Below are 16,213 nucleotides of genomic sequence, written 5' to 3'. Positions count from 1 at the left end.
CCCGCGTCGGCCGCCGGGTCAGCCGTCGACCTTGAACGCCGCCATCAGCCGCGACAGCTCCGCCGCCTGCTGCTTCAGGCTCGCCGCGGCCGCTGCGCTTTCTTCAACCAGCGCCGCATTCTGCTGCGTCATCTGATCCAAAGACTGCACCGCGTCGCCGATCTGGTCGATCCCGGCACTCTGCTCCAGGCTCGCCTCGGCGATCTCGCTCATCATCGCGCTCACGCCCTGCACCTGCGACACGACGTCGCGGATCACCTCGCCGGCCTCGCCGACGAGCCGCGAGCCGACGCTCACCGTGCCCGCGCTGTGCTCGATCAGCGCCTTGATCTCCTTGGCCGCCTGCGCGCTGCGCTGCGCCAGATTCCGCACTTCCGACGCCACGACCGCGAACCCGCGCCCCTGCTCCCCGGCGCGCGCCGCCTCGACGGCCGCATTCAGCGCGAGAATGTTCGTCTGAAACGAAATACTGTCGATCATCACGATGATCTCGGAGATCCGCTGCGACGCGTCGCTGATCTGCTCCATCGTCGTCACGACCTCGCCCACCACCTGCCCGCCGCGCACGGCGGTTTCGGACGCGCCGTTGACCATCTGCGCCGCGGTGCGGGCGGTTTCCGTGTTGTTCTTCACGACGGCCGTGATCTCTTCCATCGACGAAGCCGTCCGCTCCAGGTTGCTCGACTGCCCTTCGGTACGTTCGCTCAGATCGGCATTCCCCGACGCAATCTGCGCGGAACCCGTAGCGATCGACGCGGACGCCGCGCGAATGCTGTGCACCAGCGTCGACAGCGACGACACGAACCGGTTGAACGCATCCGACAACTGCCCGATCTCGTCCTGGCTCTCGACCGTCATCCGGCGCGTGAGGTCGCCCTGGCCGCTGGCGATCTCCGACAGCAGCGTCGCCGCGCGGCGGATCGGCGCGGCAATCGCGCGACCCACCAGCAGGATGACTGCCAGCGCGACGCCCAGCCCGGCGACGGTCGCCACCAGCGTGGCGTTGCGGATCGCGCGCGTCACGGGCCCGAGCAGTTCGGCCTGCGGCACCTCGACGACGACATACGCGTTCAGTTCCGGAATGAACGACGTCGCGATGAAGCGCGCGCCGTCCTGCCCCGCATAGCTGACGTAAGCGTAGGGCTTGCCGGCCAGCAGCACGGCCGATGCATCGCCCGGCAGCCCGGGTTCGTCCTTCATGAAATGCTTGCCGTCGATCAGCGACGAATCGCGATGCATCATGATCGCGCCGTCGGGACGCACGAGATACGCGAACCCGGTCTCGCCGATCCGGTAGGCCGCGATGTTCCGGGCCAGCGCGTCCACCGACAGGCTCATGCAGGCCGCGCCGATCGGGTTGCCGTCGCGCTCCACGCGCGCATTGATGAACATCATGTAGCCGCCGACCGTCACCTCGCGGTCCATGTTGACGTCGAACGCCTTGCCGGAGGCGAGGAACGCCGACAGCCACCGATCCCCGTCGCCGAGCTTGCGCTGCAGCCCGGCCTCGGTGAAGTAGTTGCCGCTCGCCGTCGACACCCACTGCACCGACGCTGCCTTCTGCTCGTCCTTCACGTTCTTCGCGAGCTGGATCCAGTTGCGCGTGCCGGCGTCGGGTTCGCCGTCGGCTTCCCATTGCAGCAGGAACGCGTCGCCGGCCAGCAGCCGCGATGCCGCGACCGGTCCGGCGAGTTGGCGCTGCACGTCGGCGCGGATGCCGTTCACGGCCGTCGGCAACTCGTCGTGCACGACGCGATCGCGCACCGCGTTGCCGATCAGGCGAACGCTCAGCACGCTCGAGATCGCGACGAACACGAGCAGGCAACTCGTCATGCTGAGAATCAGCTTGTTCTGAATGGAAAGCTTGCGCCAGAAATGCATGGGGGAATTCATCGATATTTGCCCGTTTGTTGCCAGCACGGGTTATCGGCACGGCGGAGCGGAACATCATGGCTGGCGGCAAATAGCCGGTATCAGGGATTGAAGATGCTGCGGAGGGTGCCGGCCGGCACTTGCCGAACTGCTATAGTCCGGCTCGATGCGAACTTTGAACAACGCAGAAGGAGGCGGATGTGCGGCCGCTAAACGAACTGGTGAACGAACGGGAGTCGGCTCTTCCGTCAATCATGGAATGGGCGGCAGCCGCGACGCATCCTTGCGAAATCTTGCCGCCAGCCAATCGGAGCAGCGAAGTGCTTTTGGCGCTGCAGATAACCACACGATCCCCGTTGGGCGCCATTGCTTATTCGACCGGCGGCCTGCTCGTGGACGGCGGCTACCTTCGCCTGCTCGGCTCCGGACATCCGAGGCTCACCAGGAACATCGTCGACTGGAACGAAGGGCGATCCGCCGGATTCCTATTGGTCGCGGATGACGTGGTTGGCGGATTCTTCGCTTTGAACGGGGGAGCGCTCGGAGAAGACGTCGGCTCGATGTATTACTTTGCGCCTGACAACCTGCAGTGGGAGCCGCTCGAGATCGGATACGGCGACTTTCTGCGATGGTCCTTCACCGACAGGCTGCATGATTTCTATTCGACTATGCGTTGGCCCGGCTGGCAATCCGATGTTCAGAACCTGGGACCGGACGAATGCTTCAATTTCTATCCGTTCCTGTGGACGAAAGAAGGATCGGTCGAACGCAGCAGCCGTAAAGCGGTGAATGTTTCCGAGCTGTACTCCCTCCATATCGATTCCGAATCCGTGCGTTCAAGGCGGGCGTGATCGGGCGCTTACGGAAAGCCTGCCGGGCACGGACTGGAAAATGTCGAACCGGCACAATCCGCACGCGAATCCATGCCGCCGAAATTGCGGATCAGCACAGCACTTGCCTACAGATGTTGGGCCGTCCTGTACTTGGCGAGAGCGTCTTCGTTGAATTTGAATGAAGGACGTTCAAACGTTAGGGAGCCGATCGTCCTCTCAGTCGGTTTCCAATGACCTTCGGCGCTGATGACGATCTCGTCGATCAGCACATGGGTATCGTTCACCAGCCGATCAAGTTCGCGGGTCAAATCTCGGCGCACCAGTTCCGCCAGCAACGCGATGTTCAGGGGCGCGATATCCGTGAACTGCTCCCACACCTCCTCGGTGCCGAAACTTGCCCAGGCCAACACGGCTTTCACGCAACGAACATCGCGCACCTGACGCCCGAGTGCACGACCCAAGATTCCGTCGCGCTCATCCGGGCTCAACGCATCGAACTTTCGAAGCTGATTGATCCCATCCTTGATACGGGACTGCACGTGATAGACCATGCGCGCGCCGTCTGGAGCGACAGCGCCTTTCGCCTCCACCACGAGTGCCACGTTCTCCGATTTCCGATAAACCAGGATGTCGATCTCACCCTGTTCCCATTGCACGTTGCGGCGAATCTCCACGTCACGCAACCGGCACAGGTGATTGACCGCCTGCTCGACGAGTTGAGGTTCGAGATGCGCGGATATCACGTCGTCGAAGCGTTCCTTATTGTCCTTGGCGAGGCTGTACAGGACATTGCGCGATGACAGCATGTGCCGGATCGTCAGAGGGCTAAACGTACATGTATTACCGCTTTGGACGAATGGAGGGAAAAAGCCTTCACCACGCTTCTCCTGGCTTCCGCCCGAGGTGCTGTACACCTGCATCAATCTATCGACGTCGGCACGCTCCAGGCGCGCCAGCCAAGCGATCTGATTTCGTACGAATTCGCCGGCGTAGCAAGGAGATATCCATTCGAGCTGCTCGGCAAAAGCTTCTTCGCTTGCACCGTAAGCGGGATCTTGATCGATACGCCTGGAAATCGCGTCTGCCATCGACATGTGGTACTGCCCAAGCGCCATGCACGCGGCCGCAAACTTGCGGAATGTGCGAGAGCCTACTTCAACCGACGCTCGCATGGCGGCGTCCGACAATGGGCTCACTTCGTAGGTATGGTCGATAAACCATTCCGTCAATTTTTGTTGAATGACGTAGTTTCCGGCCAAATCAACTGTTGGCAGCCGAGGAGCTTGCACGTCGAACCAGTCACGAGCGAAATCACCATCATGCACGGTGATTGGCTGGAAAAGCGTGCTCATCAGGATGTCTTTTACTTCGGCATCGGCGAAGCTGGCGGAGCGAAAGGCAAACTTCATCGTATCGCTGTCACCCTCGACCCGATACGCCCCCCGGTGAGCGAAAGGCGCCACTTGGCAAAACTCCGCATAGCCGTAAAGCAGGTTTAATGCGCGGATCTGCTCATCTTTTTCGCCGAAGGCAAAAAGCGAATCGAACGACGACGCCCCCTTGAATTCCGTGTCTGCGTATTTCACGAGGGGAAGCAGATAACCCAGGCGCTCGACGCCCCCTCCCCCCCGAACGCGTTCAGCCGGTTCAATCACATCACCCCAGCACTGGCTAAGCGCATAGCTTCCCAAGTGCAACAGCGTCATTACGCTGCGCAGCGGCTTGCCCTGCACAAGCTCGCGCGCCGCCGCGTCCGCCGCCTGCTCGAATTTGATAAACGTGTCAACAGGTCCCATCCGCTTCCCTCGTCTTATGTCTTGATTCCAGCGGCGGCCGCCGGCACACGACTCTACCGTTGGAGGTCGATTGCAGGGGGTCCTCTGCAATGTCTCGAATCCACGCCATCTCCGGATCGCGGCTCGCGCAAGAACTCGGTCCCGGTCCAACCGCGCCGGGCTTTGCGACGGCCCGCAGCCTCAACCAGTTTGTCACATACCACGCGTACACGATGGCGGACGCGTTCCTCACGCAGCTGCTGCTGATCGTGGCCGGCAACACAGCGGGCAGCAAGCAGATGACCGACGACCTGCACTGGCGCGCGACAAGCAAGGACAAGCGCTTGCACGACTTCCAGCGCCCACTCCAGGTTGCGCACACAACTATCCAGCCCGCCCCGCTCAGGTCAATACTGCGCCTGGTCCGTCGGATTCCTGAACAGCTGCTTCATCTCCGGCGACAGCGGATAGTTGAGGCTCACGCCCTTCGGCGGGATCGGCTGCGTGAACCACTGGTCGTAGAGCTTCTCGGCCGCGCCCGACGTCTGCATCTTCGCGATCACGCCGTCGACCACGCGCTTGAACGCCGGATCGTCCCTGCGCATCATGCACGCGTAATTCTCGTGAACCAGCGGCGTGCCCGTCACCGTGTACGCGCCCGGGTTGCGGTCCTTCGCGATCTCGCCGTACAGCAGCGGCTCGTCCATCACGAACGCCACCGCGCGCCCGGTCGTGACGTTCATGAACGCTTCGGCGTGATCCTTGGCGCTGATGATCGTCATGTTCATCGCCTTCTCTTCGTTGAGCTTGCGCAGCAGCCGCTCGTCCGACGTGCCGGCCGTCGTCGCGACCGTCTTGCCGGCCAGGTCCGCGAAATCCTTCACGCCCGAATCCTTGCGCGTGCTGAAACGGATGCCGTAGAGAAAGATGCTGTTCGAGAACGCGGCCTGCTTCTGCCGCTCGAGCGTGTTCGTCGTCGATCCGCATTCGAAATCGATCGTCCCGTTCTGCAGCAGCGGAATCCGGTTCTGCGACGTGATCGGGATCTCCTTCACCGAGAGGTTGGGCAGGTTCAGTTCCGCCTTCAGCTGGTCGACGATGCGCGATGCGATGTCGCGCGAATAGCCGATGTTCTTCTGCTGGTTGTCCGAATACGAGAACGGCACCGACGATTCGCGAATGCCGAGCGACACGACGCCCGTGTCCTTGATCTTCTTCAGCGTGCCGGTGAGGGCCTGCGCGTGCGCGGTACCCGCCAGCGCACAGGTCAGCGCGAACGACAGCGCGACAGCCAACCAGCGATAGCGACGGTCCATGCCTATTCTCCTGACGAAACGTTGATCGAATCGCGATCCTACGCCCGACAAAATTCGCGTCGTATCAGGGAAAGCGTAAGGTGGCCGGCCATCGCGCACACCGCCGCCCGGCCCTCTTTCCGGATCGCCGCTGCGGTCGTGCCCCCGGCTTGCTGCGGCGCCGCACCACCGCGCCGGCATGCCGGGTGCCGACCCCGCTGCGCGCAGCCTGACGCCGCCGCCGGCCGCCGCGCACGATCACCCGTTCCAAACGCCCGTTCGTGCGGGTGCGCAGCAACGCTATCGTTTGCGCGACCGCCATGTTTTCTTTTGAAACCGCTCAAGAAGCCGCCGCGCCGGCCGTTACCCAGTGCATGGCGCGTCGCAGCAACCCTCGCTGGCCGCCCGAGAACAACGAGAAAGGCCGGCTGTTTGCCGAGCGCCGCCGCGAAAACGCGGCGGCGACCGGGCAACCACCGGCCGACCGCCACTGTCGGCACACCGGCTACCAAAGAGGAACAACCAACATGAGAGCCAAACGTTTCACTCCCGCCGTGGCCCGATTCACGCACGCGCGCGCCTTCGCCGGCATGCTGTCCGCCGCCGCCCTCCTGCCCCTCGCCGGTTGCGGCGGCGGCGGCGACAGCAGCCCGGCGCCTTCCGCGGCCGCGCCGGCGCCCGCGCCTTCGCCCGCCCCGGCGCCCGCGCCCTCGACGCCCAACAACACCGCATGCGCGTCGCAGCAGGCAGCCACGCAGATGGTGCAACAGGCAATCGCGGCAAACGCGCCGCCGATCGATCACCTGATCGTCAAGCTGAAGACGCTGACCGCCACGCGTGCGATGGCGGCCACCAACACTGCGTCGCGCTTCGACGCCGTGATCCAGCGGGCGATGACCCAATGGGTCGCGCCGACCGGCAGCGCACGCGCCTATGCGAGCACGACGGGCCGCTCGCAGCTCAACGTGCAGGTCGAACGGACGATCTCGAACGGCGCGGCCGTGCTGTCGCTCGGCCAGTCCGTCAGCGCCGCCGACGCCGCCGCGCTCGCGCAGGCATTCGCGGCCGATTCGGACGTCGACTACGCGGAACCGGACAGCCGGATGGGCGTGCGCGATATTCCGACCGATCCGCTCTACAGCCAGCAGTGGTATGCCACCGATCCGACGGCCGGCATCAACCTGCCCGCCGCGTGGACCCGCACCAAGGGCGCGCCGACCGTCGTCACGGCCGTGCTCGACACGGGCTACCGGCCGCACCCCGATCTCCTCCCCAACCTGCTGCAGTCGCAGGGTTACAGCTTCATCAGCAACGCCAACACCAGCAACAACGGCCTGACGCGCGGCCCGGACGCAACCGATCCGGGCGACTGGGTGACTCAGCAGGAGCTCGACGACGCAAGCGGCCCGTTCTATCAGTGCGCGAGCCAGCCGAGCGACAGCAGCTGGCACGGCACGCGCGTGATGGGCGTGATCGGCGCGACCGCCAACAACGGCACCGGCATCGCCGGCGTGTCGTGGCTCGGCCAGATCCTGCCGGTGCGCGTGCTCGGCAAGTGCGGCGGCGTGACGAGCGACATCGCCGACGGGATGCGCTGGGCAGCCGGCATCCCGGTGAACGGCGTGCCGACGAACCCGCGCCCCGCGAAGGTCATCAACCTGAGCCTCGGCGGTGTCGGCGCGTGCAGCACGACGTTCCAGCAAGCCATCGACGACGTGACCGCGAAGGGCGTGACCGTCGTCGTCGCGGCCGGCAACGACGGCCTGTCGACCGGGCTCGACCAGCCTGCGAACTGCCGCGGCGTGATCAGCGTCGGCGCCACCGACGCGACCGGCCGCCGTGCGTCGTTCAGCAACTTCGGCGCCGATGTCGCGCTGAGCGCGCCGGGCGTCAATATCCTGTCGACGTCGAATACCGGCACCACGACGCCGGGCTCGGACGCCTACGGCCTCGCGAACGGCACGAGCCTCGCTACGCCGCAGGTGTCGGGCATCGCCGCGCTGATGCTGTCGGTGAACGGCAACCTCACGCCCGCGCAGATCCAGCAGAAGCTGCAAGGCGGCGCGCGCACGACCAAGCTCGCGGCCGGCACGTCGTGCACCGCGATGCCGGCCGGTTCGGGCATCCTCGATGCGGGCGCCGCGGTAACGGCGGCGGCGCAGTAACGTTTCGTCGGTGACGCGGCTGTGAACGGGCCTTCGGCGGCATGCCGAAGGCCCGTTTCGCTTCCGGCGCGCGCCGCGTGACCTAGAATCGATCTGACGCGCCGTGCGTCGCAATTTCGTCGCAGGCGAAGCGTTCGGGCCATTCGAAGGAGCGCCCATGTCCCCAGCCAGCCATCACGCGGATGCGCCGCTCGTCGCGGTCCGCCCCGACCGGAAGATCGACACGGCCCAGCGCCTGCCCTATTTCGTCGGCATTTCCGCGCAAACCGCGGGCGCGACCGGGCTGTCGATGCACATCGTCGTGATCCCGCCCGGCGGACATGCGACCGCGCATGTTCACGTCGGCTTCGAGACCGCCGTCTACGTCCTCGAAGGACGCGTCGAAACGCGCTATGGCCCGGGGTTGCGCAAGTCGATCGCCACCGCGGCCGGCGAGTTCCTGTTCATTCCGCCCGGCGTCCCGCATCAGGCGTTCAACCTGAGCGACACGACCGCCGTGCGCGCGGTCATCGCGCGCAACGCGCCCGGCGAGCAGGAAACGGTGCAGCCTTACGATCCGGCCGACGACGCATGACAAGCGGCCGACGCAGGCGGAAAAAAAGTCCGACGAAAGGGTTGACGCTTCGCACAGCGACCCATTACCATCGCTCCCGTCTAATTACATGGAGTGTTCTGTGAACACCGATGCGAGTTGTAGTTGGTGCTTGACCAACTTGACTGCTGCCTGAGGAAAACGCGCAGAGCCTCGTCTTCTGCCGCATCCCGGGAAGCAGGATGCGGCGCCCTTCCGGCCTGACCGGCCAGATCTCCCGCCGAATTTTTTCGAACGATACGTGACCGCTCGCGTGGTCGCGCACGCTCGTCCCGCGCGCAGCGCTGCTGCGTGCGCCTTCCGTTCGCGTGCCGTCCGGCGTGCGTGCCGTCTCGCACGCACCGCCATCGACCGCCCGCGCCGCCGACCGCCAACCAGCAGGAGTGCAGATGAACCCGGACGACAGTAGTCGATTACCGCTCGCCGGCGCGGCCATGTGCGCGGCACGTCCGATCGCGCATCGCGCGCCGGCGAGCGTTCCCGCCCTCACCGATCCACAGCCGATCGCGCCTGACGCGACGCGGCGGGGAGCGCTCGTGCGTCGATAACGTGACGGTCGCTCCCCGCCCGCCGCCTCGTGCGCAAGGAGCGACTCATGACAACACGACACAACACCTCGCACAAGAAACAACGCGGCTTCATCAAGGCCGGCGCCGGCCCGCAGAACGAACCGCGCATCATGCGCGCCGCGCAGGAAGCAGCGCGTCCGCTCGAAGACACGCTGAAGTCGCTGAACACCAGCACGCGCGGCCTCACCTACGACCAGGCCGCCGGCCGCCTGCAGCACGACGGCCCGAACGAAATCGCGCACGACAAGCCGCCGCACTGGACCCGCCAGCTGCTGCTCTCGTTCCACAACCCGTTCGTCTACGTGCTGCTGGTGCTGGCCGCCATCAGCTTCTTCACCGACGTCTGGTTCGCCGCACCCGACGATCGCGACTACGTCGGCATGACGATCCTGCTGACGATGGTCACGATCAGCGCGCTGCTGCGCTTCGTGCAGGAATTCCGCTCGCTGCGCGCGGCCGAGAAGCTGAAGGCGATGGTCCGCACGACCGCGACCGTGCAGCGCGCGGTGACCGACACGTCCGAGCCGTCCCGCCGCGAGGTGCCGATGCGCGAAGTCGTGGCCGGCGACATCGTGCACCTGTCGGCCGGCGACATGATTCCGGCGGACGTGCGCCTGCTCGCGTCGCGCGACCTGTTCATCAGCCAGGCCGTGCTGACCGGCGAAGCGCTGCCGGTCGAGAAGTACGACACGCTCGGCGCGGTGGCCGGCAAATCCGCGAGCTCGCCCGCAGACGGTACGGCGAACGATGCATCCGCATCGCTGCTCGATCTCGAGAATGTCTGCTTCATGGGCACCAACGTGGTCAGCGGCACGGCGACGGCCGTCGTCGTCGCGACCGGCGAGGACACCTACTTCGGCTCGCTCGCGCGCAACGTCGTGAGCCACAAGCGCATCGAGACGAGCTTCGACCGCGGCGTCGCGAGCGTGAGCTGGCTGCTGATCAAGTTCATGTTCGTGATGGTGCCGATCGTGTTCATGATCAACGGGCTGACCAAGGGCGACTGGCTGAGCGCGCTCACGTTCGCGCTCGCGGTGGCCGTGGGCCTCACGCCCGAGATGCTGCCGATGATCGTCAGCGCGAACCTCGCGCGCGGCGCGGTCGCGATGGCGCGCCGCAAGGTCGTCGTGAAACGCCTGAACTCGGTACAGAACTTCGGCGCGATGGACGTGCTGTGCACCGACAAGACCGGCACGCTCACGCAGGACAAGATCATCCTCGAGCATCATCTCGACCTGTCGGGCCACAAGAACGAGGAGATCCTGCGGCTCGGCTGGCTGAACAGCTTCCACCAGAGCGGCCAGAAGAACCTGATCGACATCGCGGTGGTCGCACGTGCCGACGAGATCGGCGAGCGCGTGAAGCCGCAGGGCTACAAGAAGATCGACGAACTGCCGTTCGACTTCGTACGGCGCCGCCTGTCGGTCGTCGTCGAGGATACGCGCGGCGCGCACCTGCTGGTCTGCAAGGGCGCGGTCGAGGAGATGCTGGCCGTCTCCACGCACGTGCAGGATGAAGACGGCGTGCGTCCGCTCGACTTCGTCGCGCGCAAGCGGCTGCTCGAACAGGCCAGCGCGTACAACGAAGACGGCTTCCGCGTGCTCGTGCTCGCGACGCGCACGATCCCGCGCGGCGACGAGCGCCAGCAGTACCGCACCGCCGACGAACACGACCTCGTCGTGCGCGGCTTCCTGACCTTCCTCGACCCGCCGAAGGAATCGGCCGCGCCGGCGCTCGCCGCGCTGCGCGAAAACGGTGTCGCGGTGAAGGTGCTGACAGGCGACAACCCGATCGTCACGATGAAGGTGTGCCGCCAGGTCGGGCTCGAACCCGGCAAGCCGATCCTCGGCACGGAGATCGAAGCGCTCGACGACGCGACGCTCGCGCAGGTCGTCGAACGCACGACCGTGTTCGCGAAGCTGACGCCGCTGCAGAAGGCACGCATCGTCAAGGCGCTGCAGGCGAACGGCCACACGGTCGGCTTCCTCGGCGACGGCATCAACGACGCCCCCGCGCTGCGCGACGCCGACGTCGGCATCTCGGTCGACAGCGGCGCCGACATCGCGAAGGAAACCGCCGACATCATCCTGCTCGAAAAGAGCCTGATGGTGCTCGAGGAAGGCGTGATCAAGGGCCGCGAGACGTTCGGCAACATCCTGAAGTACCTGAACATGACCGCGAGCTCGAACTTCGGCAACGTGTTCTCGGTGCTCGTCGCCAGCGCGTTCCTGCCGTGGGAGCCGATGCTCGCGACGCAGCTGCTCGTGCTGAACCTGATCTACGACACGTCGCAGATGCTGCTGCCGTGGGACAGGATGGATCCCGAGTTCCTGAAGAAGCCGCGCAAGTGGGAAGCCGGCAACATCAGCCGCTTCATGCTGTGGGTCGGGCCGACGTCGTCGGTGTTCGACATCACGACGTACATCCTGATGTGGACGGTATTCGGCGCGGGGGCGATGTATCACCTGAACGGCGGTGCGGGCGGCCAGATCGTGATGAACTCGGGCTGGTTCATCGAGAGCCTCGTGTCGCAGACGCTCGTCGTGCACCTGCTGCGCACGCAGAAGATCCCGTTCCTGCAGAGCACGGCCGCGCTGCCGGTGCTGCTGTCGACGTTCACCGCGATCGCGATCGGCTGCTGGCTGCCGTTCTCGCCGTTCGCGGAGTCGCTCGGCTTCATGCACCTGCCGGGCACCTTCTGGCCGTGGCTCGCCGCGACGATGGTCGGCTACATCCTGCTCGCGCAGATCGTCAAGACGATCTACGTGCGCCGCTACAAGCAGTGGTTCTGATTCCTTGCGCCTGAACATCGGCGGACCCGCACGCAATGCGCGGGTCCGCCGCGCGCAACGCTTTTCGGGAGATGTGATGAAACGAATGCTACCGCTCGCCGTCGCCGGCGCCCTCTTCGCGCCGTCGGGCACATACGCGGCCCATCCGCTCGTCAGCGACGACACGGGCACGCAGGGCAATGCGAACTGGCAACTGGAACTGAACGCCGAGGAAACCTCGAAACAGGCAGAGACCGGGCGGCACGGATTGTGGAACGCGACGCTCACGCGCGGATTCGGCGAACGCGTCGATCTCTACGTGAACGTGCCTTACACGCATCTGCAGACGCGGTCGGACGAGAACGGGGCGGGGTTCGGCGATGTCGAGGTCGGCATGAAATGGCGGTTCGTCGAGCACGGGCCGTTCAGTGTCGCGCTCAAGCCCAGGGTGACGACGCCGACCGGCAACGACCGGCGCGGGCTCGGCACCGGCCGCGCGGGTGCCGGCGCAACGCTGCTCGCACAGCTCGACGTCGCGCGGTTTTCGTTCCTCGCGAATGCGGGCATCACGTACCAGCCGAATCGCCAGGGCGACCTGACGTCGATCTGGCAGGTTTCCGGCGCGGCGATCTATCGCGCGACGGACAAGCTGCAGCTGGTCGTCGACGTCGGGATGTCACGGAATGCCGAGCCCGGCGCCGGCGCGAATCCAGCATTCGCGATCGCGGGTGCGATCTATTCGCCGAAGCCGTGGCTCGATCTCGACATCGGCTATCGGCGCGGGCTGAACGACCAGACCTACGATCATTCGGTGATGGGCGGCGTCACGGTGCGGTGGTAAGACGCCGCGGACTCGCGACAATCGAAGGTGGGCTGCTTCGGCGGCCCGCCTTTTTTACGTCGCATCGAAGAGCTGCGCGCACACGGCGCGCCCTTCGTCGGTCAGCGCGGCGCTGCCGGTGCCGTCTTCACGCAAGGTGGTCATGGTCAGGCCACCGGCATCGAGCTGCGTCAGCACGCGGCGCAGCGTGCTCATCGGCAGTTGCGTGCGTTTCGCGATCTTCGGCAACGACCAGGTCTTGCCGGCCGGATCGCTCGCGGCGTCGTTCAGCGTTGCGAGCGTCGCGACGAGTGCGGGATCGAGGTCGTCTTCGTGTGATGCGGTGGTCATCGGTTTCGTGCGGCAGAGTTCATGAACTAAGCGTGCGTCAGGAGCACAGTGCCGCCTCCTGCCGGCCATCACAATGCGCTTGCCACCGGGCAAGCGCATTGTGATGGCCGGCACACTATACCGCTTCCGTCACGACAGGATGCGACGGGAAACGACGCGCCGGCGCTCAGCGGGGCCAATGCTTGCGCGACACGACGGCGAAGCTGATCGCGATCGCGCCTGTCGCTGCGCGTGCGGGCGCGTCGGGTATCGCGTCGCCGAAGCGGACGCGGCGGCCACGCCCGCCGCGCGGATCGGGACCGCGAACCGGCGACGCGTCGCGCTCGTCGCCGGCGGCGCAGGCGTTCACGGCGGCGGGCTCACCGGCCTCGGCAATCGGGTGCTGCATCGAAGGGCCAACAGACATGGAGGACGATTTCGGAAAAGACATGTGCGTATTGAACGCGCTGCCGATCGATCAGTAAAATGAATGTTTTGACCGATACGATTCTTTTCCGGAATGGAACTGAAACTCCTCAGGACGTTCCTGACCGTCACCGAGCTGTGCCATTTCAGCCGCGCGGCCGATGCGCTGCACATGAGCCAGCCGGCACTGAGCAAGCAGATCGGCGCGCTGGAGACAAGCCTCGGCGGCAGGCTGTTCGAGCGCGGGCGGCACGGCGCGGAGCTGACGCCGTTCGGTGAGCGTTTCCTGCCCGATGCGCAGGCGCTCGTGCGCGATGCCGACGAGATCCTCGCGCGCGCACGGGAGGCGACCAGCGGGCAGCGCGGGCATCTGCGGCTCGGCATCTGCCTGTCGGTGCTGACGATCGTGCCGAAGCGGGTCGCGGAGTTTCGTCGCCGCCATCCGGGCATTGCGGTCACGCTGAGCGACCTGTCGTCCGCCGAGCAGGCGCGCCGCATACTGGCCGGCAAGCTGGATGCGGGCTTCATGCGCCTGCCGCCCGGGGACGAGCTGTCGTCGTTCAAGGTGATCGATGAAGGGCTCGCGCTGGCGGTGCCGCCGCAGCTTCGCCATACGCGCGTGCCGGCCGATCTCGACGTGCTCAACGAGATCGGCTTCATCGCGCTGCAGCGTGCGCGGGGCCCGGGGCTCGCCGCGCAGATCGACCGTTGGTGCGTCGAGCGCCGTTTCGTGCCGCACGTGACGCAGCAGGCCGAGGACGTGCAGTCGGTGCTGACGTCGGTCGCGGCCGGTGTCGGCGTCGCGTTCATTCCGTCGCGCGCGCAGTACCTGCTGCGCGATGCGACAGTGCTGCCGCTGCCCGGCAAGCACGCGAAGTGGCGCGTCGGGCTGGCGTGGCCGTCGGATCGCGACGATCCCGTGACGGCGCGCTTTGTCTCGTTCATGCGTGCCGCGATCAAGGGCGCGTGACGCGTTGCATACGCCGCCAAGGCGGGTTCCCGGCTCGTCGCGCGCCGTGATCGCCCTTATAATCTCCCGCACCTCTTCGCCGCTCGCGCATTGCGCCTGCCCATCCCGCGTGAAAAAGGAGATTGCCGCTTGACTGGCATCATCGTGCGCGTCCCCCGCGCCCGGACCTTTCTGTTGATCATCGCGTCGCTTCTGTTGTGCGCGTTCATGTCAAACGCGTCCGCCCATCGCGCGACGCACCGTCCCGCGCAGGGGCATGCGACACCCGCCAAGCTCAAGAAACCGCCAACGCACCGCAAGCTTGGCCGACACCACCGCCCCCGCGCGCGACATCACGCGGTCAAGCACCACGCCGCGCCGGCCCCGCAACACCGTCGCGCGAAACGCGCCGCCTCGGCGCGCCCTCGCCCCACGACCAAACCCCGCCTGCTGGCGAGCTGCGGCTACACCCCTCGCGCGGTCAATGCCCTGCATTCCCGTGCGGCCTACGTGCTCGACGTCGACTCCGGCACGCCGCTGCTGGCGCGCAACGCACGCACGGTGCGGCCGATCGCGTCGATCTCGAAGCTGATGACGGCCGTCGTCGCGCGCGACGCCGACCGGCCGCTGAACGGCGTGCTGCGCGTGAGCTCGCACGATCGCGACGCGATCAAGTTCACGCATTCGCGGCTGTCGGTCGGCTCGACGCTGTCGCGCCGCGACATGTATCGCATCGCGCTGATGTCGTCGGAAAATCGCGCGGCCGCCGCGCTGAGCCGCGACTATCCGGGCGGGCGCGCCGCGTTCGTCAACGCGATGAATCGCGAAGCGCGCCGGCTCGGCATGCGCCATACGCACTTCCGCGAGCCGACCGGCCTGTCGCCGCACAACGTGTCGACGGCCGAGGATCTCGCGAAGCTCGTCGACGCGGCGGCGCAGGACCCGCTGATCCGCCGCTTCTCGACCGCGAAGTCGGCCACCGTCCATCCCGGCGACGGCAAGCTGCTCTACGTGAATTCCGATCCGCTGGTGCGCCACGGCCAGTGGCCGATCCGGCTGCAGAAAACCGGCTTCATCAACGAGTCGGGGCACGGCGTCGTGATGCGCGCGCTCGTGCGTGACCGGCCGCAAACCATCGTGCTGCTCGGTTCGCCGACGCGCGACGGCGTGACGAGCGACGCGCTGAAAATCCGCCGCTGGCTGGCCTGCTCGTTGATGTGATCGCACCGCGCTTTCCCGGCCGGCGCGGGCTCACGCCGCCGCTCACTCCGGCATTTCGCCCGATTCAATTCGACAGTTAAACTTGCAAGTTTAACTGTCGTGTTCTATGATCCGCCCCATGACAAGCTCACGCAAACCCGGCGCCGCCGCCGAAACCGTCGTCGCCGACCTGACGCTGGCCGTCGGCCAGCTCATCCGCCGGCTGCGCTCGGAAGTCGATTCGAGCGGGCTCAACCTGTCGCAGATCAGCGCGCTCGCGCGGCTCGATCAGAACGGGCCGATGACGACCGCCGATCTCGCGCGCGCCGAAGCGATGAAGCCGCAATCGATGAAGGCCGTCCTCGCGGGCCTCGAAGAAGAAGGGCTCGTGTCGCGCAAGCCGCATCCGACCGACGGCCGCCAGATCCTGTTCCGGCTGACCCGCGCCGGCCTCGATACGCGACGGCAGCGCGCCGTCGCCAAACGCGCGTGGCTCCAGGCCGCGCTCGCGAAACTCGATCCTGAAGAAATGCAGACGCTCGTCGACGCGATCCCGCTCATCAGGCGGCTCGGCGACGCTTGAATCCGGCATCCGGCACGCCCGTCGCCTGCGCGC

At 66.1% G+C, this 16,213-nt stretch carries 13 protein-coding genes; 8 read left to right on the top strand and 5 right to left on the bottom strand.

The window, feature by feature from the left end; translation table 11 throughout:
- Positions 1-18: 18 nt before the first annotated feature.
- Positions 19-1,881: a methyl-accepting chemotaxis protein gene (locus WT26_RS26650; protein ID WP_069274316.1), complete on the bottom strand. Its 1,863-nt coding sequence runs from the start codon at positions 1,879-1,881 to the stop codon at positions 19-21.
- A gap of 191 nt (positions 1,882-2,072) precedes the next feature.
- On the opposite strand from WT26_RS26650, the gene WT26_RS26645 reads away from it, so the two are divergent.
- A complete protein-coding gene (locus WT26_RS26645; protein WP_069274315.1) occupies positions 2,073-2,723 on the top strand; it encodes a DUF2625 domain-containing protein in 651 nt (216 codons plus the stop codon).
- 107 nt (positions 2,724-2,830) lie between these two features.
- Here WT26_RS26645 and WT26_RS26640 read toward each other — a convergent pair whose 3' ends face one another.
- Positions 2,831-4,501 carry a hypothetical protein gene (locus WT26_RS26640; protein WP_069271179.1) on the bottom strand — a complete coding sequence of 557 codons (1,671 nt, stop codon included), beginning with the start codon at positions 4,499-4,501 and terminating at the stop codon, positions 2,831-2,833.
- A 386-nt stretch (positions 4,502-4,887) separates the two neighbouring features.
- Positions 4,888-5,796 carry a glutamate/aspartate ABC transporter substrate-binding protein gene (locus WT26_RS26635; RefSeq protein ID WP_069274314.1) on the bottom strand — a complete coding sequence of 303 codons (909 nt, stop codon included), beginning with the start codon at positions 5,794-5,796 and terminating at the stop codon, positions 4,888-4,890.
- Positions 5,797-6,302: 506 nt separating this feature from the next.
- Between WT26_RS26635 and WT26_RS26630 the strand changes: the two genes are divergently transcribed.
- The 4 genes from WT26_RS26630 (at position 6,303) to WT26_RS26615 (ending at position 12,713) form a co-directional block, all read left to right on the top strand.
- Positions 6,303-7,940 (top strand): S8 family peptidase, encoded by a 1,638-nt coding sequence (locus tag WT26_RS26630; protein ID WP_069274313.1) that lies wholly within the window; start codon positions 6,303-6,305, stop codon positions 7,938-7,940.
- 157 nt (positions 7,941-8,097) lie between these two features.
- Positions 8,098-8,514 (top strand): cupin domain-containing protein, encoded by a 417-nt coding sequence (locus tag WT26_RS26625; protein ID WP_042588025.1) that lies wholly within the window; start codon positions 8,098-8,100, stop codon positions 8,512-8,514.
- A 613-nt stretch (positions 8,515-9,127) separates the two neighbouring features.
- Positions 9,128-11,893 carry a magnesium-translocating P-type ATPase gene (gene mgtA, locus WT26_RS26620; protein WP_081062267.1) on the top strand — a complete coding sequence of 922 codons (2,766 nt, stop codon included), beginning with the start codon at positions 9,128-9,130 and terminating at the stop codon, positions 11,891-11,893.
- A gap of 76 nt (positions 11,894-11,969) precedes the next feature.
- Positions 11,970-12,713 (top strand): transporter, encoded by a 744-nt coding sequence (locus WT26_RS26615; RefSeq protein ID WP_069274312.1) that lies wholly within the window; start codon positions 11,970-11,972, stop codon positions 12,711-12,713.
- 54 nt (positions 12,714-12,767) lie between these two features.
- On the opposite strand, the gene WT26_RS26610 is transcribed toward WT26_RS26615, so the two are convergent.
- Positions 12,768-13,043 (bottom strand): transcriptional regulator, encoded by a 276-nt coding sequence (locus WT26_RS26610; protein ID WP_069274311.1) that lies wholly within the window; start codon positions 13,041-13,043, stop codon positions 12,768-12,770.
- A gap of 166 nt (positions 13,044-13,209) precedes the next feature.
- Complete coding sequence (locus WT26_RS26605) at positions 13,210-13,473, bottom strand: hypothetical protein (protein ID WP_045565080.1); 264 nt, start codon at positions 13,471-13,473, stop codon at positions 13,210-13,212.
- 69 nt (positions 13,474-13,542) lie between these two features.
- Here WT26_RS26605 and WT26_RS26600 point away from each other — a divergent pair, with 69 nt between their 5' ends.
- The 3 genes from WT26_RS26600 to WT26_RS26590 all read left to right on the top strand — a co-directional run bounded on the left by WT26_RS26600 (position 13,543) and on the right by WT26_RS26590 (position 16,180).
- Positions 13,543-14,418 (top strand): LysR family transcriptional regulator, encoded by an 876-nt coding sequence (locus tag WT26_RS26600; RefSeq protein WP_069274310.1) that lies wholly within the window; start codon positions 13,543-13,545, stop codon positions 14,416-14,418.
- A gap of 129 nt (positions 14,419-14,547) precedes the next feature.
- Entirely contained in the window at positions 14,548-15,618 is a 1,071-nt protein-coding gene (locus WT26_RS26595) for a serine hydrolase (protein ID WP_069274309.1), read from the top strand.
- A 106-nt stretch (positions 15,619-15,724) separates the two neighbouring features.
- Positions 15,725-16,180: a MarR family transcriptional regulator gene (locus tag WT26_RS26590; protein WP_081333767.1), complete on the top strand. Its 456-nt coding sequence runs from the start codon at positions 15,725-15,727 to the stop codon at positions 16,178-16,180.
- Positions 16,181-16,213: the final 33 nt, after the last annotated feature.

This window comes from Burkholderia cepacia, from assembly GCF_001718835.1.
In the GTDB taxonomy this organism is placed as follows: domain Bacteria; phylum Pseudomonadota; class Gammaproteobacteria; order Burkholderiales; family Burkholderiaceae; genus Burkholderia; species Burkholderia cepacia_F.
Note: the sequence above shows the minus strand (reverse complement) of the source record. Positions and strands in the feature narration are given on the sequence as shown.